The organism is Nocardia sp. NPDC019395 (assembly GCF_040632335.1).
Taxonomy (GTDB): Bacteria; Actinomycetota; Actinomycetes; order Mycobacteriales; family Mycobacteriaceae; genus Nocardia.
Genome location: NZ_JBEYBT010000001.1, coordinates 834,555 through 857,127, shown reverse-complemented (window position 1 = coordinate 857,127; position 22,573 = coordinate 834,555). Strand labels below are relative to the sequence as shown.

1 protein-coding gene (running past both ends of the window) is annotated in these 22,573 nt (G+C 66.3%); it reads right to left on the bottom strand.

All 22,573 nt of this window come from inside a single coding sequence — locus ABZ827_RS03555, LuxR C-terminal-related transcriptional regulator, on the bottom strand. Of the gene's 96,180 coding nucleotides, 63,034 precede the window and 10,573 follow it; the stretch shown corresponds to coding positions 63,035-85,607 (codon 21,012, partial, through codon 28,536, partial); reading right to left, the first codon wholly in view occupies window positions 22,569-22,571. The start codon and the stop codon both lie outside this window.

Here is a 22,573-nt window from a genome sequence, read left to right as displayed (position 1 = left end):
CACTCGACATCCACCTCGGCAGTCTCGGGCGGCAGCGCGAGCCCTTCTCGTTCGGCCGTATCGAGCATCTTGCTCCACACCGCGTACTCGAGCTTGCCGCCGCCACGGCGGAACAGCTTCCGGACAGAGGCTTCCGAAACACCCATCCGGCGCGCCATTTCCCTCTTACTGAGGACACCGCCCTCCACCACTGCGGTGCGATCAACCGATGCCGGCGACCGATCTTCATCCACGCTCGAACCAGCACTGCCCCGAGGGTGCCGCGGCGCCGTATCCTCGCCACCCTCCGGGGCACCAGACCGGTACGGTGCCGAACCATCCCGACCCGGCCGCTGCCCACGTTGTTCACCCGGCACCGGCAACTGAGGGACAGTCGGCAACTGCGGTCCGGTGTCAATATCATGAGCCGACACTCCGCCGAACGACCCGCCCGGTAGCCGGGGCGCAAATATACCCGCGCGCATCATCGCCAAAACTTGCGCAACCCGACCGCCGACGCCGAGCTCACGATTCATGTGGCGCAGATAAGTTTTCACAGTATCGACCGGCAGCGCCAGCTCCGTATCGATTTCTCTGTTCTGCAGTCCTTGCGCCATCAGAGCGAGAATCTCGGATTCGAGTTCGGTCGGCTCACGCTGCAATCCGGGGGCGGAGCTCGCCAACGGAATATCGCCGCCATGTATCGCAGCCCTCGCCATAGTTACTCGGCCACGCACGCCGAACCTCCGGCTGATATGGGCCAGGTGCGTCTTGACCGAGTTCTGGGACAGCCACAGAGTGGCCCCTATCTCCTTGTTCGACAAACCCTCCGCGAGCATGCACAGAATCTCGACTCTACGGCGAGTCAGACGACGACCCGCACCCGTATACATCCCCCGCAACACGGCCGTCAACTCACCCACCGCGGACTGTTCCCCAGCATCCAGCGCACGACCGCCCTGCACGGTCTCGACCGCCCCCGTGATCAGCTCGGCACCACCCGAAACCGACACCACAACCTCCCGCACCCGCGCATCAGTCATCCCCAACAACACCAACCGCGCCGGCGCCGACTCCCACACCGGCGAACCCACCAACAACAACCGCACCAACCCCACCCGCGTCACGAAGCTCTCCCACCCATCCACCGACGGCGGCACATGCCGCGCCACATCCACCAACACCGCCCGATCCCCCGCCCCACACACCTCAACAATCCTTCCCACCACCCCACGCGCCGCCGCCGCGGACAACCCCAGCGACTCCCCGATCTCAGAATCCGACCACCCAGAACCCAACAGATCAATCACCCGCGAAGCCAACGCATATCGCTCGCCAACCGATGAACCAGTGCGTGCCAACGTCTGCTCCAGCGCTTCGCTCGACATCGCCTCCATGAGGGCACGTTCGACCTTACCCAGCATTTCCCGCGCCTTCGGCCCCACAACCGCCTCCACCACCCGACGCTTCATCTCATCACCCACCCGACCACCCCAGAGGACTCTGTTCACCGTCCTGATCGACACCCCTGCCGTACGCGCCAGATCCGTCGGCGTCGGCGGCCGGTCCAGCTGTGCCAGTACCTCCGGCGGCAATACGAGCCCGTACCGACGCGCGGTGGCAACGATCTTTCTGAGGGTCGTGATATTGACCGCTCCGCCGTTGAGCGCGATCCGCACCGGAGCGAGGCCCGTCCTGGCCTTTCGGGCGAACTCTTGCCAAGGGATTCGAACAGTGAATTCCTGTCGCGGCACGACGCGTCCGTCCCGGAATTCGAAATCCAGCTCATCCAATGCCGCCGTGATCGCCGACCGGGAATCATCGGACACCGGCATTCCCGCTGCCATTCGCTGAACCGTATCGAGTGCGACTCCCGCCCGATGCGCGACCACATAAAAATTCACCCGGCGACGCAACCGCTGTGGTTGCTTGACCGCCTCACGCAACTCGAACCCGATCCGCTCGGCCGTCGCCACCACCCGCTCATGGACCTCGGGATGGACCGCCTTCCTACTCATCACCAGAATCACCGTCCGCAGCTCGACACCCGCCGCCAACGCCAGATCAGTCGCCGTCGGCTCCACCCCCGCAGTGGGATCGAACTCGACCACCTGCCCCGGCGCCGGCGGTATGCCTGGGGCCGCCTCCAGCCGCCGACCGTAACCGTAATAGCTCCACCGTGGGCGCTGAGGTCGGCCAACTGCCTCGATCAACGACACCAGCCGGGTAGAGGCCCCCGTGCGCATCCGCTGGGCATCGGCCCGCGTGACCATCAATGCACGACTCGCCTCCAACAACGAATCGCCCCGCAGAATCATCAAATAGCACAGCGCCCGCGGTTGCGGCTCCAACGACGCAATCGCGTTCGCCAAGCCCGCCAAATCCCCGGTGAAAACCTCATTCAGTGCCGGTGAAAGCCGCGATCGAACGGCTGCCACCACCCGGTCACGGCCCTTCCCGGACGTCGGGAGCGCGTCCAACCAACCCTCGATATCGACCACCGGCTGTGCACACACCCCCTGCAGCGACAGCATCAATTCATCGTCGACACGCACCTTCAGCGCCGACTCCGCCCCATGATCGATACCCATCAACGCCATGATCTGCGGACCGGAACGCCCCTGCAGATACCGCAGTGCGCAATACTCCGCGACACGGCCGGTCAGGGTAGCAATCGCCGCCCGCAACCTTCCCAGATCACCGTCCACAGCAGCCACCACATCCGCCGGGAACCGTCGCCACACCAGCAGACCGAGCAACTCATATGCTTCGGTCCCCGACTCCGGCAGATCATCCAGACTCAACGGAAACACAGCGGCGACTGCCGCCGCCATCGCCTCGACCGCGGACCGATCGAGGCCCTCGACTTCGACCACACCCCGCCGGGGTGTCCGGCGCATCGCCGCCCCCGGCGGCAAACCCAACCCGAACCGCAACCGCAGCCACTCGCGATACCGACCATCGAGACGCTTCTGCACCGCCTCGGCAACCACAGCATGCGACGCCGATTCAAGCAGCGAAGCCAACAGCGCGGCCTCGGCGGTCTCCTCTCGGTAGGTCCGCAACCGCTCCACGGCCGCTCCCCGCACACGTTCGACCACCCGGCGCGCGAGGGCTATTTCGGCAATTCCGGCCAGCCAATGATCCGGATCGCGGCCATCGGGGACCCGCCAGCCGTACTGCTCCGCCGTTGCCTCCACATCATCGGTCACAGCCTTGGCCAGCATCTGCAAAACCTTTTGCGCGACCGGCGCTTCCGCACGGTATCCGAGCGACGTCAGAACACCCCAGAAGATACGGCGACGGTGACCCGTTTCTTCCGCCCACGCTCGCCGCAACTGTTGTGCAGAGGTATTCGACGTCGGCGCGGCGACGGCCGATGACCCGGGTTCGCTCACCGAAGAGCTCCCAGACGAGTCATCCCGGTTATCCCCATCAGCAAACACACGACCATGAGTCCGGCTGTCGTCATCGATCCACGGACCGATATCGGAGAACGGCATATCCCGACCGGCCACACCGACCGACACAGTGTCCGGAAGTACCGGATCCTCGGCCACCCCATCCTCGGTGAGCACAATCGCGTACACACCGGTAACCCGCTGCGGACGCCGCCACAGGCGATATGGGATATCCACACCATTCTGGTGCACGACCACCGGACAGGCGTCACCCTCTTTCACCGACACGGCGAGGGCGCCCACAGTGCCCGGCCGCTCGAAACCCTCGTACTCCACGACCATGATCACCGCCCCTCCCTCGGCGGCCACATGATCGCGTACCGCGTCCATTGCGTCCGGCGCGTCCGGCGCGTCCGGCGCGTCCGGCGCGTCCGGCGATGCGAAACCATGGGTGCGCCAGCGACCACCGGCCAGAAGTGCGGCCCGCACCGGGTCCACTCCTCGTGGTCCGGTAGCGAACTCCGCCAGCTGATGCGGCGCAGTACCCCCGACGGCCGCCCACGCATCCCGAGCTGCCTCGAGGAAACTGTTCTTCGACCCGGGCGAAAGAAGCAACGCCGCCGCCGCATTCACCCCACCCACTGCCCGATCGGAGGAAGCAGCTCTCGCCAGGCGTTCCCATCGACGAGTACGGCCGTCCGCATCCCGGTCGAACCGGAACACCTCGCCTCGACGACCGATCACCAGCAGTTCGGTCAGGTCGGAAAGATTGTTCCGTCGGATCCAGCGAGAGATTTCTTCGAGGTCCATACGATGGCCGGACACATCGAGCACTAATCGGGGACGCCGCTGCACCCAGTCCCGCAATGGATCTGGCACGCCGAGGTCAGCGGCTGTCCTGGTATCGAGCCGCGGCGCGTAGTACTCGTAAGTTTCGTCGCCGATCTCGATCTGCGGCGGGTCATACCGGTGGCGCTTCAGACGGAGCAGCATGGTGAGGCCTGTACCAGCCAAACTCTCGATCGCCGCCAACAGCCGCCAGTGCACGCGCCTCGGTGTGGGCCGATAGTCCACCTCGGCGATCGTTGTCACCGAGGCGTCGTCCCCGCGGACAGGGTAGATACCCACCACCCGGTATCGATGGTTGTGCAACGGGACGAGGCCGATAACCTCGCGGAGGTTCTCGAAGCCCTCAGCGCCACTCAATTCGGCGGCAATGTCTTCCGGCCCTACTTCGCTGTCGGTCAGGTTGAGGACGATCCGCTCGGTCTGTCCCCTCGCGACCTTGGACTCGATCCTCTCCAGGAGCGCGCGAATCGAATAGGTCCATGGTGCATAGCAGTCGAAAATTTCGCCGTCGATCCGGTAATCGGGTCTGAAGACGGAACCGGACACCGTGGGGTTCTGTTCCACGTCGAAACCGGCCCGAGCCAGGATCTGTGCCGAATCGTTCTCCAGGTCCAGCGACCGCAGATTTATCTCGCCATCGTGCAAATCCGCCTCGGTCATCGGGCCTCGCGGACGCCGGAGCGCCGCCACCACGCCCGGTTTCGGCCGTGCCCCGTCACCCTCCTCTGCCTGACCTGCCCCTCCCCGTGGCGACCCCGAACGCGCTGTCGAGCTCCCACCATCGACCGCCCTATCAGCCGGTTGCCGACCGAGTTCCGCCACGCCCCCTACTGGACCGCCCTCGGACGCCACCCCCTGACCATGAGTCCGGCTGTCGTCGACCTCCCAGGAACCGATATCGGAGAACGGCATATCCCGACCGGCCACACCGACCGACACAGTGCCCGGAAGTACCGGATCCTCGGCCACCCCAGCCCTGGTGATGACAACCGCGTACACACCGGTAACCCCCTCCGGACGTCGCCACAAACGGTACGGGGTATCCACACCATTCCGGCGCACCACCACCGGACAATCAACACCCGGCTGCACCGACACCGCGAGAGAGCCCACAGTGCCCGGCCGCTCGAAACCCTCATATTCCACGACCATGATCACCGCGCCGCCCTCGGTGGCCACATGATCACGTACCGCGTCCATTGCATCCATCGGGTCCCGACCGTCCGCCGATGCGAAACCGTCGGTGCGCCAGCGACCACCCGCCAGCAGCGCCGCCCGCACCGGATCCACCCCTTTCTCCCCGGCAACAAACCTCGCCAACGCGGGCGGCGCAGTACCCCCGACGGCCGCCCACGCATCCCGAGCTGCCTCGAGGAAACTGTTCTTCGACCCGGGCGAAAGAAGCAACGCCGCCGCCGCATTCACCCCACCGACCGCCCGAGCGGACGAAGCAGGCCCGGCCAGACGCTCCCACCATCGAGGACTGCCGGGCTCCGCGCTCGGGTCCAACCGGAACACTTCGCCCCGGTCACCGATCACCAGCACATCGCCGAGGCCGGAAAGATAGGGATTGTCGTGAAGCCGGTCAACGATTTCTTCAGGACCGCCACGGACGCCGGACATATCGAATACCACCCGCGCCCCCCGGTTCGCCCACCTCTTCATGGGCATCTGGGCGAGTTCGGCGGAGGTCACCGCATTCGACATTGGCCCCAGGTACTCGTAGGGCTGTCCATCGATCCGGAATCGGTCCCTGTTATCCCCGGTTTCGGCCGGCGGCGTCACGGTGAGTCCCGCACCGGCCAAGCTCTCCATCGCCGACAGTATCCGCCAGTGCACCCGTTTCGGCGTGGGGCGATAGCCGACCTCAGCGAGCGTCGTCATCGAGTCGTCGCCTTCGACTGCCGGATAGATTCGCACCACACGGTATCGGTGATCCGGCGACGGGACGAGGGCGATCACCTCACGGAGCTTCCCGCGGCCCTGACGGCGACGGAATACGGCGGCAAGATCTTCCAGGCGCACCACACTGTCGGTCAGGTTGAGGATGATGCGTCCGGTCTGCCGTTCCGCGAGCTTGTTCTTGAGCTGCTTCGCTACAGCGTGCGCCGAATCGCCCGACAGTACATAGGAGTCGAAGGCCTCACCATCGATCAGGTAGTCCGGCCTGTTGGCGCCGAGCACCACAGGTTTCTGTACCACCGCGAAACCGGCTCGAGCCAAGATCTGTGCCGAATCGTTCGTCACGTCCAGCCGTCTCACGTTGTCGTCGTGGGCGTTCGGATGCGCCACAGCCATCGAGCCGCGCGGCCGCCGAAGCGCCGCCACCACCTCCAAATTCCACTGCACACCATCGACTTCCTCGGCCTGACCCGCCTGGACCAGCGGCGATACCAAAGGCCTTTTCCGGTGGGCCTTGGAACCGCGCACCGCAATCGGATCGACCTGTTCTGTGCCGGGCGGTGTCTCTCTCTGCCGCAGCTGCCGCGCAAAGGTATTCGGAGTTGGTGCGCCGGCCGCCAGGGCCCCAGGCACAACCACATCACGGCCAGTATCAGCGGCGGGTTCACCATCCCCGGACGAGTCACCCCGATTACCACCATCAGCAAACACACGCCACTGATCCGGCAGACCACGAACAGGCCGCGGCACCGCCCACCCCGTGACCCCCTCCTCCGCGAACCGCCCCGGCCGATCCGAGCCGGCCCCGAAATCCGGTGCCCCATGACTCCACGAACTCTCCCACCGGCGACCGGGGTCCGGGGCATTCCTCCTCCGAGCTGCGGTTCCATGAACCCGACCCCGCACAACCGGATCATCCCCAGCATCGGCCGCCTCTACGTCGATGCCGACCGCTTCCCGCGAGCCGCGGAGGGACAGCGGGGGCAGCGCCCAGCCAGGTTCAGCAGCCGCAGTATCCGACTCATTCCCCGGACCGTCTGCCCGAGCGTCGCCACCGCCCCAGGAACTGATATCGGAGAACGGCATATCCCGACCGGCCAGACCGATCGAAACCGTATCCGGACCCACCGGATCCTCAGCCACCCCACCCGCAGTCAACACAATCGCGTACACACCAGCAACCCGCTCCGGACGCCGCCACAAACGATACGGAATATCCACACCGTTCTGGCCCACCACCACCGGACACGTAACACCCCGTTTGAACACCACCGTGCGCGAACCCACAGCACCCGGCCGCTCGAAACCCTCGAACTCGAAAACCACGATCACCGCGCCGCCCTCGACAGCCACATGATCATGCACCGCGTCGAACACATCCGACACGTCCGCATCGTCCGACGCGAAACCGTTGGTGCGCCACCGACCACCGGCCAACAGCGCCGCCCGCACCGGATCCACCCGATCCCCATCGGCCACAAACCCCGCCAACTCCGCCGGCCCAGAACCCCCTACCGCAGCCCACGCATCCCGAACCGCCTCCAGGAAGCTGTTGTGCGGGCCGGGCGTGAGAAGTTGGGCGGCTGCGGCATTCACCCCACCCACCAGCCGGAAGGACGATGTAGCCCTGGTCAGACGTTCCCATCGAGGAGTACCGCCGGGATCTGCACTCGGGGCCAACCGGAACACCTCGCCCCGGTAACCGATCACCAGCAATTCACCGAGGCCGGATTGATCGCGATTCTCTCGAACCCGGCGAGCGACCTCTTCGGGACCGCCACGGAGACCGGATACATCGATCACCGCCCGGGCACCCCGGCGCGCCCACTTGCCCAAGGGCAGCTGGCCGAGATCGGCAGAAGTCCGGGCATGGGACGGCGGCGCGTAATACTCGTACTGTCGTCCATCGATCTGGAATCGAAACTTGTCATCTCCGATTCCGGCCAGCGGCGCCACGGTGAAGCCCGCACCGGCCAAGCTCTCCATCGCCGCCAGTTTCCGCCAGTGCAGCCGTTTCGGTGTGGGGCGATAGTCGACCTCAGCGAGCGTTGTCATCCCGTCGTCGCCATTGCCTGCCGGATAGATTCGCACCACCCGGTATCGATGACCGGGCAACGGGACGAGGGTGATCACCTCACGGAGCCCCCCGAGACCCCGAAGGCGACGCAGTTCGGCGGCAATGTCTTCCGGACTGGCCGTAGTGTCGGTCAGGTTGAGGACAATGCGCTGGATCCGCCGTCTCACGAGCTTGAGCTTGATACCCGCCGAGATGGTGGACACCAAGGAGCTCGACGGTGCGTAGGAATCGAATATCTCGCCGTTGACCAGGTAGTCGGGCCTGCGCGTGGCGCCGGGGATCTCAGGGTTCTGTACCACCTCGAAACCGGCCCGGGCCAAGATCCGTGCCGAATCGTTTTCCAAGTCTCGCTGTCTTACGCTGTTCTCGCTGTCATTCGACGCGCCCTCGGCCATCGGGCCGTGCGGGCGCCGAAGCGCCGCCACCAGGTCGGGTTGCCGCAGTGCCCCGTCGCCCTCATCGGCCTCGCCCGCCTGCCACCGCGGCGACACCAACCGCATGGGCGGATCGGCGGTGAAGCCGGGCATCGCCTTCGGATCGACATGCGGCTTGCTCCGCGGTGCCGGCTTCTTCCGCAATTGCTGCGCAAGGTTATTCGGCGTCGGTGCGCCCGCCGCCGGTGACCCGGCACCGCTCGCCGACACCGACCCGAACACATCCTTCGGCGTCCGCACGGCAGCCGCTTTCCGCGAGCCACCTCCGGGCAGTACCGGGCGGGGTTCAGCAGCCGCAATACCCGACTCACCCGCAAGACCACCTGCCTGGGCGTTGCCCCGGCGCCACGAACTGATATCGGAGAACGGCATATCCCGACCGGCAACCCCAACCGAAACGGTATCCGGACCCACCGGATCCTCAGCCACACCACCCGCAGTGAGGACAATCGTGTACACACCAGCAACCCGCTCCGGACGCCGCCACAAACGATACGGAATATCCACACCGTTCTGCCGCACCACCACCGGACACGTAACACCCTCTTTGAACACCACCGGGCGCGAACCCACAGCACCCGGCCGCTCGAAACCCTCGAACTCGAAAACCACGATCACCGCGCCGCCCTCGACAGCCACATGATCACGCATTGCATCGAACTGATCCAACACGTCCACCGGATCGTCCGACGCGAAACCGTTGGTGCGCCACCGACCACCGGCCAGCAACGCCGCCCGCACCGGATCCACCCGATCCCTACCGCCCACAAACCCCGCCAACTCCGCCGGACCAGAACCCCCTACCGCAGCCCACGCCTCCCGAGCCGCATCCACAAAACCGTTCCGCACCCCAGGCGAGAAAAGCAGCGAAGCAGCAGCATTCACGCCACCCACCGCACGAGCAGACAAGGCAGGCTTCGCCAGACGCTCCCACCGACGAGCACCGCTGGCATCCACACTCCCGTCGAACCGGAACACCTCACCTCGACGACCGATCACCAGCAATTCACCCAAGCCGGAAAGACGCTCCTTCGTCCGGATCCGGTCAGCGATTTCCGCCGGGTTGACCCGGGCACCGGACAGGTCCACCACTACCCGGGCCCCCTCGGATGCCCACTTCGTCAGGCGACCCACCCAGCCGAGACCGGACTTCCCGGAATCGGGCGACGGCGCGTAATAGACGTAACGTCTTTCATCGATGAGGATCTGGGGCCGATCATTCCGATGGCCGACCACACGCGGCGTCATGAGTCCTGCACCGGCCAAGCTTTCCATCGCTGCCAGCACCCGCCAATGCACCCGATTCGGCGTGGGCCGATAATCGACCTCGGCGATCGTTGTCACCCCGGCGTCGTCCTCGCCGACCGGGTGGATACGCACCACCCGGTACCGATGGTTGGGCGACGGAACGAGGCCGATAACCTCGCGGAGCTTCTCGAGCCCCTCAGCGCGACCCAATCCTGCGGCAATGTCTTCCGGCCTGGCCTCATTGTCGGTCAGGTTGAGGATAATGCGCTCGGTCTGTCCACTCGCGAGCTTGGACTCGATTTTGTTCACCATCTGGGATATCGACATGGTCCACGGTGCGTAGCAGTCGAATATCTCGCCGTTGACCAGGTAGTCGGGCCTACGCGTAGTGCCGGATACCTCAGGGTTCTGTACCACTTCGAAACCGGCCCGAGCCAAGATCTGGGCCGAATCGTTCTCCAAGTCCAGCGCTCGCAGCGCATTCTCGCCGACGTGCGGATCGGCCTCGGTCATCGGACCATGTGGACGCCGAAGCGCCGCCACCACGTCGGGTTCCGACAGTGCCCCGTCGCCCTCATCGGCCTCACCCGTCCGCCCCCGCGGCGACACCAACCGCATTGCCGGATCAGCGGTGAAGCCGGGCACCGCCACCGGATCGACATCCGGCGTGCCCGGCGGAGTCCCCGCTTTCCGCAGTTGCTGCGCAAAGGACTTCGGCGTCGGCGCGCCCGCCGTAGCTGACCCGGCACCGCTCGCCGACGCCGGCCTGAACACATCCTTCGGCGTCGGTGCGCCGACCGCTCCTCGCGAGCCCGGCAGGGGCAGCACCGGGCGGGGTTCGGCAGCCGCAGTAACCGACTCGCCCCCCGAACTATCACCCTGGGTGTCCTCACCGCCCCACGAGCTGATATCGGAGAACGGCATATCCCGACCGGCAACCCCGACCGAAACCGTATCCGGACCCACCGGATCCTCAGCCACCCCACCCGCAGTGAGCACAATCGCGTACACACCAGCAACCCGCTCGGGACGCCGCCACAAACGATAAGGAATATCCACACCGTTCTGACGCACCACCACCGGACACGCATCACCCTGTTTGAATGTCACCGCGCGCGAACCCGCGGTACTCGGCCGCTCGAAACCCTCGAACTCGAAAACCACGATCACCGCGCCACCTTCGGCAGCCACATGATCGCGTATCGCATCGAACTGATCCGACACACCCGCCGCATCGTCCGATGCGAACCCACCAGTGCGCCAACGCCCCCCGGCCAGCAACGCCGCCCGCACCGGATCCACCCGACCCCTATCGGCCACAAACCCCGCCAACTCCGCCGGCCCAGAACCCCCTACCGCAGCCCACCCATCCCGAACTGCCTCCACAAAACCATTCCGCACACCAGGCGAGAAAAGCAACGAAGCAGCAGCATTCACCCCACCCACCGCACGAGCGGACAAAGCAGGCCTCGCCAGACGCTCCCCTCGGCGAGTACCGCTGGCATCCACGGTCCCGTCGAACCGGAACACCTCACCTCGACGACCGATCACCAGCAATTCACCCAAGCCGGAAAGATACTCGAGCGACCCGATCCGACGAACGATTTCCGTTGGCCCGACACGGACGCCGGACAGGTCGAGCACTAGCCGGGCGCCCTGGGATGCCCACTTCTTCAGGCGAGGCAACCAGCCGAGACCAGCGGTCTTCTTGGCATCCGACGACGGCGCGTAATACTCGTAACGCCTTTCACCGATCAGGATCTGGGGCTGGCTGTTCCGATCGTTGACCACACGCGGCATCGTGAGTCCTGCACCAGCCAAGCTTTCCATCGCCGCCAGCACCCGCCAATGCACCCGATTCGGCGTGGGCCGATAGCCGACCTCGGCGATCGTTGTCACCCCGGCGTCGTCCTCGCCGACCGGGTGGATACGCACCACCCGGTACCGATGGTTGGGCGACGGAACGAGGCCGATAACCTCGCGGAGCTTCTCGAAACCCTCAGCGCGACCCAATTCCGTGGCAATATCTTCCGGCCTGGCCTCACTGTCGGTCAGGTTGAGGATAATGCGCTCGGTCTGCCCACTCGCGATCTTGGACTTGACTTGTTTCAACAAACTGGACATCGACCCGGACGGTGCATGGCAGTCGGATATCTCGCCGTTGACCAGGTAGTCGGGCGTGCGCGTGGTGCCGGAAACCTCAGGATTCTGTACCACTTCGAAACCGGCCCGAGCCAAGATCTGGGCCGAATCATTCTCCAAGTCCAGCGATCGCAGCGTGTTCCCGTTGAAGTCTCGATCGGCGTCGGTCATCGGGCCGTGCGGCCGCCGAAGCGCCGTCACCACGTCGGGTTCCCGCAGTGCCCCGTCGCCCTCGTCGGCCCGGCCTGTCCGCGGCGACACCAATCGCGTTATCGGATCGGCGGTGAAGCCGGGCACCGCCACCGGATCCACATGCGGCGTGCCCGGCGGTGTCGGCGTCGGCCCCGAAGACGGACGTTCCACACCGCTGCCGGGCTCCGTACCACCACCATCGATATGCGCAACGGTGAGCGTATCGATCAGACCCTGTACCCGCCGCACCGGTTTGCGGGCACGGCCGTACCCGTCATCTCCCGGGATTCCGTCAGGATCGCCCCATCCCGGCGGCGGTGCGCCAGTACCCAGAACCCTGGCCCGTCCGTACCGCGCGGGCCGGTATGGTGCCGAACCATCCGGACCGGGCCGCTGCCCGCGTTGTTCACCCGGCGCTGGTAACCGACGGACAGTCGGCGGCTGCGGTTCGGTTCCGGTACCACGAGCCGACGGTCCGCGAAACGGCCCGCCAAGTGGCTGGAGCGCGAATATACCCGCGCGCATCATCACCACGAATTGCCCCGCCCGACCGCTGACACCGAGCTTACGAGTCAGGAGCTGCAGACGATATTTCACAGAATCGACCGACAGCGCCAGCTCCCTGCCGATTGCTTTATTCTCCATCCCTTGCATCACCCGAGCGAGAATCTCGGATTCCTGTTCGGTCGGCTCACTCTGCAGGCGGAAAGCGGAGCCCGCCAACGGAATATCGCGGCGGTGTATCGCGACCCTCACGATGTTTACTCGGCCACGCGAGTCGACCCGCTGGCTGATGTTGGTCAGGTGCGTCATGACCGTTCTCAGGGGCAGGACCAGAGTGGACGCTATCTCCTTATCCGACAAACCTTCCGCGACCAGGCACAGCACCTCGACTTCACGGACCGTGAACTGATCAGGACTCGAACGCGTGAAGCCCCGTCTCAACACGTCCGCCAACTCGCCCACCGCAGACTGTTCCCCAGAATCCAGCTCACGACCGGCCCGCACAGCCTCGACCGCCCCCGTGATCACCCCGGCACCACCCGCAACCGAGCCCACGACCTCCCGCACCTGCGCATCACTCATCCGCAACAACACCAACCGCGCAGGCGCCGACTTCCACACCTCCACACCCGACCAGCGCGCCAACAGCACCCTTACCAACCCCACCCGAGTCACGAAACGCTCCCACTCACCCACAGACCGCGGAGCGCTCACATGACGCGCCACATCCACCAACACCGCCCGATCCCCCGCCCCACACACCTCCACAAGACTTCCCACCAACCCACGCGCCGCCCCCGCGGACAACCCCAGCGACCGCCCGATCTCCCGATCCGACCACCCAGACCCCAACAGATCAATCGCCCGCAAGCCCAGCGCATCTCGCTCACGAGCCGATGAACCAGTGCGCGCCTTCTGCTCCGGTGCTTCAATCCGCATCCCCTCCATGAGGGCGCGTTCGATCTCCGCCGCCACCGTATCGGGGTTCACCGAGGTCGCGCCGCTCGCATTCCTGCCACGCCCGCGACGGGGAACTGCAGTCGGTGAAAGCGTCAGGGATCGCGTTCCGGCACGTATTGCCGAGAGCCGGACTTCGACCCGGTTTCCCGAGCCACGACGCACAGTCCCGGGCCGGGCCCCCGCAAGCGGAAACTCTGCCGCGCCTATCGCCGCGAGAACCAGATCCGCGCGATCAGTTGTGGTACCGAGCTTCCGCGCAATCCGGTGGATCTGGGTGTTGACTGTTGCCGGGGGCCGCTGCAAGGTGCGGGCGATCTCGCGGTTCGGCATTCCCTCGGCTACCAGGCTCAGCGCTTCGAGCTCCGGGACGCTCAACCGGCCGGCGAATCGCGGCCCCAGTTCGGCCATCAGTTTCCGGACTGCACCGGCCTCCGGCGAGGTCAGATCGCGACCATCCCGGACCGCCCGGATCGCGTCGACGAGGAGCGGCCACTCGTCTTCCACCCGCCCCAAAGCGATCCGCAACCCACTGTCACTCACCCGTCCCAGCGCCAGCCGCGCCGATACCGACTCGTGCGCCCTCATACCCGCGACAAACACCGTCATCAGCTGCACTCGTTGCCGTAGGCGCGCGAATTCGTGGGCAGTCTGCGGTAGGTCGCGGTGCCGCAGAACATCCACCAGCACCGCCCGATCGGCCGTGCCGAGCTCGCTCGAGATGGTGCGCACAAGACCGGCGGCGGCGGCTTCCGAGATCCCCAGCCGCCGTCCGATCAGCCGGTCCGCCCGGCCGGCGGCGAGCAGTTCCAGGATCTGCCGACCGCGATCGGAACATGCCACCGGTGCCGATACGCCAGGGTCCGCGCCCGGACCCGTCGGCGCTCGATGCGCGGCCGGGTTGTCGACGCCGGACAACACCTGGATGACATCCGCCGATATCTGGGCGGCCGTCGCGGCCCGCGCCGCAGCGCCGCGTTCCTTCCCCACAGCGGTATCGCTCGTCGGCCGGCGCCACAGCATCTGTTCGGCGGCCGCCCGGCGCAGATCCGGGGTGTCGAGCTGGTCTATCGCCTCGATCAACCTGGGACGATCCCACCAGCGCACCGCGCGGATCACGGCCAGCGCATCCAACTCACCCACCGCCGCCGCCAGCGCGGCGGTTCGCGTATCGAGGTCGGGCAGTGTGGCAGCCAGTCCCAGGGCCGCGCGGCGACGCCGCGCCACCCAGTCCGAATCCTGATCCGCCGCGACCGGGGGATCTGTCAGGAACATCCGCCGGGCGTCGGTCCGCTGCTCGGCATCCCGCAGCGCGTCGATCGCGGTGGCCAATCCATCCCGGTCGACGCACCGGGTCACCACGATCCGGTCGACCACCGCCTCTACTTCGTCGCCTTCCAGGGCAGCGTCCAGCTGTCCGGTCAGGTGCCTGACGACCGAGCCCAGACGCTTCGCCGCGTGGTCCGTCGTGATCCGGTCGGACTTCGCGATATGCGGTATTTCTTCGCCGCAGTACCAGCGGAGGAAGGTCCGCCGATCCCGATCCGGTAACTGTTCCACCAGAAGCCGAAGCTCGTCGATCCGTTCATCACGTGCCTGCTCCAACGCGGACACCGCCGGTCCGGGCCAATCCCTCGAGCTCTCGGGACCGACGCCACCTCCCGCCAGCAATTGTGCGAGCGCCGAGCCTCGTGACGGATACGACAGCAGGTCGTCGACGGGCTCCACCGGCTCCCCGGTGAGGTCGGCGGCGAGCTCGCGCAGGATATACGGGATCAGGTCTGTCATCTCGTCGTCCGCATGGACGCCGGTCACCCCGGCCACATGCTCGACGGTTGCTCCTTTCCCCATGAACCGCCGGAGCAGCACCTGACGCCAACCGTCCGGAAGATTGCGCACCGCATCCCGGAAGTCGGGATCACTCGCCGCGCTCAAAACCTCCCGCACATACCCCTGCGCCGCCTCTTGTACCGCACGCCGGAACCGTTTGTGCCGCATGAAGGAGTCATTCGCGTGATCGGCCGGTGCCGCCCCATCTACGACGCGGAACCGGTCCGCGAGATCAGGGGCGAATTCCAGCGCTGCCGCCAGCAGGACCGGCCGCCCGATATCGAGTGCTGAACCGATGGCCGCCAGGTAATCAGCGGTGACGCGGTAGTCGTTCTCGGCGAGCCGAATGGTTTCCGTATTTCGGCCTATCCGGGAGGCCAGTTCGCGCTGCTTCAGTCCGTGGTGGTCGCGAACTGCGACCAGCCAGCGACCCAACGAGGTGTACCGGGATTTCTTCGGCGGCGGCAGCACGTCCCCGAAGTGATCGGCGAGTTCCGGCGCGAAGCGTAGGGTCACTTCCAACATCGTCGCCCGCGAAATACCCAGTGCCTCGGCGACTTTCTTCAGATACCACCCAGTCGCCGGCCGCCGATCGATCTCGGTGTGGGAGACCACCGAGATACTCACACCTACCTGAGCGGCCAGCTCCGGCTGCGTCAGCCCCTCACAAATTCGGCGGACCTTCAACCACGCACCCATCGACTGATAGTCGGGGTCGTCCAGATCCGGAACCGACGCACGGAAGTAATCGGCCGATTCGGGCGCGAAACACAGCGTGACCAGACGCAATGTTTCCCGGGAGATTCCCAGTGCTTCCCCGAAAGCCCGCAAATAGTCGACAGTGATGCGGATATCGGATTCCGCGGCGGATACCACGGAGGCAGCCCAGCCCATTCGAGCGGCAAGCTGCTTCTGGTTCAGGTCGTGGCGCGTTCGTACCGCGGCCAACCAGGCACCCATCGAACGATAAGCGGATTCACCGAGACCGGGGATCTGCTCGGCGAGCTGCTGTAACAGCCCACTATCTGGAGAGCCGGCCGCAGCACCCTCCTCCGGACCCGCACCGATCGCCTTGGCGTCCCCACCCGTTCCCGGACCGTCGGCGTAAACCAGCCACGGTTGATCCGTCACCGGCCGATATACGATCGGCGCACCCGCCAGGTCTCTGGCCCGGCCGCGCGGCAGGTCCAGGGATGCGGCGGGGTCGGGCGGCCCACCAGGCAATAGACGAGCGTGCGGGTTCGGTTCGTCGCGGTGCCGGGTGGGCCCGACCGTCGAATCAGCCAGTGCCGCATCGATATCGGAGAGGGCGCCTTCAGGGTCGATCGCGGTCGACCGGCGACCTGGGTGGCGACCGATATCGCGACCGGTGCCATCGGCGATGGCCTCCTGCGGGATATCGAATGCCGCCCAGGTGATCGTGCCCCCGGTGATCGTGCGCCCGCCCCACGACTCCACACCGGCCCGGGTGGCGGCCGTGGAAACGATCAGCTGCTGAGCCCGCCTCTCGGCTGACGGCGTGCACGGCGACCTGTCGGCCACCGCCACCCGGAATTCCAGTCCGCGCGCACCCATCGCAAGCGCCGCCGTGACCACACCGTCCTGGCCGCGGCCCACCGGCAGCACGGCAACCGTGGTGGCCACCAGTTTCCTGGCCCGGGCCAGGATATTCGGTACATCCCGCACCACCTGTCGGACCAACGCATCGATCGACCGCCGGATCGCCGGACGATCGCTCGCCGCGTCAGGGGCGATCGCCCATTCCCGGCGCGCATACACATCGGCTCCACTGAACAGGGTGTCCGCGAGGTAGACCGAGGGATCGACGCCCGCCGAGCGGAACATATCGACCAGCCACCCGTTTCCGAAGAACTCCATCGGCGCACTGGAATCCGGGCGTGCTCCGGCCTGGGTGAGTTCGGCGACGGTGAAGTCCGGTCCGTGACTACCGGCGACACCCGCACCGACGACCAGGGTGCGGGCTCCGGGCTCTCCCGTGACCGTCACCTCCAGCAGTCGTACCCGGTCCGGATTCGCGGCGAGCACCATCCGCAACCGCCAGGCGAGCACGATCTGGGCGGCGTCGAGTTCGGCCGGATCGGTCCAGTCGTCGCGCACCATGTCTGCGCCCCGATCGCATACCTTCGCTATGACCGCGTCGGCCGTATCGTGGTCCACCCCGAACTCGCTGTCGGGCCGGCCCGGCGACCGGACCACGATCCGGTCCGCAGGGGTGGTTTCCACCGGTGGCCCGGCCGTCACCACTTCGCTTCGATCGGGCTCCGGCGCAGGCCCGGTCGCGCCGGGAACTTCGGTTACGACGTGTTCGGTCGACTCATCGGTCCCACGACTGTGGAGCGTGAACTCGACGACCCGGTTGCCCGGCGCACCGCGGGCCACCATCGCCAGCCCGTAGAGGGCGGCCGGCTCATGACTCCACGCCTCTTCCACCGACCGGAACAAGTCTTCCGCGACCTCGGCCGCCGCGGCGCCACGGTCCGCGGGCCATCCGGCCGTCAGTTCCCGCACCACCCGCACCGCACCCACGCGCGCGGTGTCGCGGTGCCGTCCGGAACGCATCGGCAGCGTGACCTTCAGCGGCGCGGCCGCCGGGCCGGGTTCCGGGGCGCCGAGCGACACGTGGAACGTTCCGTCCACCGGGCTGCTCAGCATGCCCCACAGCCGCCGCACACCGTCCCGGTCCCCGCCCGGGGACATCCCGACCTGCAGCTCGCGGTTGTCCGCCGTCGGATCGAGCTGGACCGCTATCGCTTCCAGTACCCGCCCGAAGACCGGATCGTTCGCACCGGAAACCTGGCGGGCGGCGTTCTCGACGAGGTCGCGCAACTCACCGGCATGGTGTGCGAGGCGCCCGATATCCAGGCCCCACCGGCCGGTCGGTCCCACGAATCCCGAGCCGAGCTGGGCGTCGCCGGCCTCCAGCTCGAATCCCATTGCCCGCCCGCGGGGTCCGGCGCTCGGTCGCAAGATCACCCGGCCGCGGCCGATTCCGCCGCCGGTGAGCACGACCATGCCCCGCAGAATCCGTCCGATCGTCGTGACCTGCTCCGGCGACCACCCCGCGGGCAGCGCGGCGTGGAGTATCTCCGCGAGGACTACCTGGACGCGCCGCAGCACCTCGGTGGGTTCGGACTCGAAATCGAATTCGACAAACCGCGTTCCGGATTCACCTGCCGCATCTGCTCCCCCCGCATCGTCCGGCCCCGACGGTAGCGGGCTCCCGAACACCCGGACCCCGGCGAGCGCAACGGGAATATTGCGTGGAGCTTGCCCTGGCTCCAGCGGACGTACGGCACCACCGCCCCGGAACTCCGACCACACCACCTGCCGGGATCCGGCGTCCACCCAGGCCTGCGCCCACGCCCGCACCGCTTCCTCACCGCGGATCTCCCGCCGCCGGCCGGCCACCATCTCGTGCATCACCAGCACACCACCGGACTTGACCAGCGTGAAGGCATGACCGGTCTGCCCGTTCCCGTGCAACACCGCCGCCTGCGCCACCACATGTCCCTCGGTCGCGCACATATGGTCCACCAGCTCGAGCAGCGACCGGTGATTGTCCGGTTCGAGGTCTGCCCCGACTTCCGTCGCCAACGCGGCCAGCGAATCGCCTCGCAACCGGTCTTCCGCCTGGGGCTCGACCGGCGGATCCCCCACCCGGCCATTGGCGTTCCACAACTCGAGCTGCGTCCGGTACGCCGAATACGACGCGCACGCACCCACCAATCCCGGCTCCGCCACGGCACCCCGCTCCGAGTGCGGGTTCGGGGCGGTGCTTACGGGTGCCGGGGAGGCCCCGTCGAGCGGTTTCGCCTGCGCGGTGGTCGCACTACGACTGCGGCCATTGCGGCTCCGCCCGGCGGGGGAGAACTTCTTGGCCACCCACAACAACACTTCATCCGAAACACCCGCCACCTCACAAAAAGCACGCAAATACTCCGGAGAAACAGCCCGACGACCAATCTCGAAATTGCGTACCGCGCTGCTGCTCCACCCCAGACGGGCAGCCAACTCCTCGCGCGTCCACCAGTGATACTTGCGAACCGCAAGCAACCACTCACCCATCGACCGAAACCGATCACTCCCCGGATCCGGAACCGACTCAGCAAAATAATCCACAAGCCCCGGCGCATGACACCCCACCGCCACACGCAACACCTCAACCGAAACACCCGCCACCTCAGCAAAATCACGCAAATACCGCGGAGTAACAGGCCAACGACCATTCTCGAAGTCATCTACCTTGCGCTGGCTTCGATTCAGACGCTCGGCCAACTGCTCCTGCGACCACCAGCGATACTTACGAACCGCAAGCAACCACTCACCCATCGACCGAAACCGATCACTACCCGGATCCGGAACCGACTCAGCAAAATAATCCACAAGCCCCGGCGCATGACACCCCACCGCCACCCGCAACACATCAACCGAAACACCCGCCACCACAGCAAAATCACGCAAATACTTCGGAGAAGCAGGCCGACGACCATTCTCTAGGTTGCGTACCGCGCTGATGCTCCACCCCAGACGGGCAGCCAACTCCTCCTGCGACCACCAGCGATACTTACGAACCGCAAGCAACCACTCACCCATCGACCGAAACCGATCACTACCCGGATCCGGAACCGACTCAGCAAAGTAATCCACAAGCCCCGGCGCATGACACCCCACCGCCACCCGCAACACATCAACCGAAACACCCGCCACCACAGCAAAATCACGCAAATACCGCGGAGTAACAGGCCGACGACCATTCTCGAAGTCAGCTACCTTGCGCTGGCTTCGATTCAGAAGCTCAGCCAGCTGTACCTGCGTCCACTCGCGCCACCGCCGGACAGCTACCAACCACTCCTCCATCGACCGAAGCCGATCTGGAGCCTGCCCGTCGGGCAGCGGCTGCGCCACTTGCTCCGATTCAACCTCGGGCGCACTATGCCCGCGCGCTGCGTCGCGGAGTTCTTCCCGGCCCACCTCTCGCTGCTTCACGGGAGCCCGCTTCGCTGCGCCCACCGCCGGAACCGGTGACGAGTGTCGACCCGGCGCGCAACCCGAATAGTCGACGACAACACCAGATCGGCTCGACCGGTACCCGAGTTTGCGAACAGTGGCCCGCACACGGTCCCGAGTTACGCTGTCGCCTCCCGGATTATCACCGAGTATTTTCGCGACCAGATGTCTCGGGACTTCGCTTTCCCGCGCGACATCGTCGAGTGTGGCCCGGCGCAGCACACCACCGTCGGTGTACCGGTCCGCAGTGCGCGGTGGCAGCATCTCGCCCACCAGGGCGGCAACCTGGGAGATCCAGCGGTCGGCCGTAGACGAGGACTGCAATTCCTCCTGTGCCACCTGGACGGCTGTCTGTCCCTGCACGAAGTAACTGTCGAAAACGCCCAGTCGATCGGGAGCGACCTCGGCCAGCCGATCCCGCCAGCGCGGCAACAGCTGCGGTTCCGCGGACGCGACGGCCTCGACCAATAGAAGGGTGGTCTTATCACCGCTGGGCAGGGAACGCGGCGCGGCAACGGTGACCTGGCGTGCCGAGTTGACCGCCGGGACCGGCGAAGAGCGCGGACCCGGCGCGCAACCCGAATAGTCGACGACAACACCGGAGTGGGTCGACCGGTACCCGAGTCTCCGGGCCACGGCCCGGATTTTTTCCCCAGCTTCGCTGTGGGCTCCCGGCCTGTTGCGAAGATAAGATTTCGGGAACCCGCCTTCCCGTACGACATCGTCGAATGTGGCCCGGCGCAGCACACCACCGTCGGTGTAGCGGTCCGCAGTGCCCGGTGGCAGCATCTCGGCCACCAGGGCAGCGATCTGGGAGATCTGCCGGTCGGCCTCGGTCCGCGTCCGCCGTAGCCCCGACGCCACCTCCTTGACTGTATGCCCCTGCACAAAGTAACTGTCGAATATCGGGAGTCGCTCAGGGTCGGCCTCGGCCAGCCGATCCCGGCAACGCTGCAACAGCTGCGGTTCCGCGACCGCGACCGCCTCGACCAATAGCAACGTGGCCCTGTCGACGCCAGGGGGAGAGGTGGTCTCGCCGCCGCGCTCGGCGCCGCCACCATCGATGTGGGCTACGGCGAACGTGTCGACCAGGTTCTGTACACGTCGCACCGGTTTGCGGGTGTGGCCGTCCCCGACTCCGCCATCTCCCGGGATGCCGGCCCGACCACCCCATCCCGGCGGCGGTGCGACAGTAGAGCGCTGTCTCCGCTGTCTCGCCTCGTAGAAGACATGCGTTTTCGTATCGCGGACCGCGACCTTGGCATGTGTGGCAAAGGGTACGCCGGCCGGAACGTGCGTGAGGATCGCACTCCGGAGCGCCTCCCGGAAGCGCTCGATCAGCTCCGGTACGGGGATCGGGGGATTCCTGACTGCGTATGCGGCGTCGATCGCGATCTGGTCGTGCTCGGCCGCGATCTCGGCCACGATCTCATCCTGCCGGTCCACATCGGCGACGAGCAGCTCCCTGAATTTCGCGTTTTCCGAGCGATCCGTTCTGGGCCTATCGAACCTCGGCGCCAGGAACTTGTACACCGCGGCCCGAACCAAGGCCGGAGGCAGGTCGACAGCGGTCCGCAGCCGACGCAGAAAATCCATGGTCAACGCGCCGCCGGCCTCCGCGCGGACCACAGTCGAGTGGACCCGGCCCATCCGCCGGGCCAGCTCTTCCTGAGTCAACCGGGCATCGAGCCGAACCGCCCGGACCCAGTCTTTCGACGACATACCCAGCGGGTGGGGCGGATCCGGTTCGTGCGCGGTGATCAGCTCCGCAAGCTCATCGGCGCGCGGGGACCCGAAATACCGGGCAGCCGCCGCCATCGTCTTCGGCCGAATGCCCATCGCGCGCGCAAAAGCCTGTAGATAGCCGGTGCTGGCATCGCGTTTGCCGCTTTCCACGTTGGAAACCACCGACTGATCGATCCCGATGAGCTCCGCCAGCTCCACCACACCCAACCTGCGGAACTTCCGGACAGCGGCCAGCCAATCACCGAACTCCGCGTACCGCTTATTCCGGTAACGCGGCCTCGACA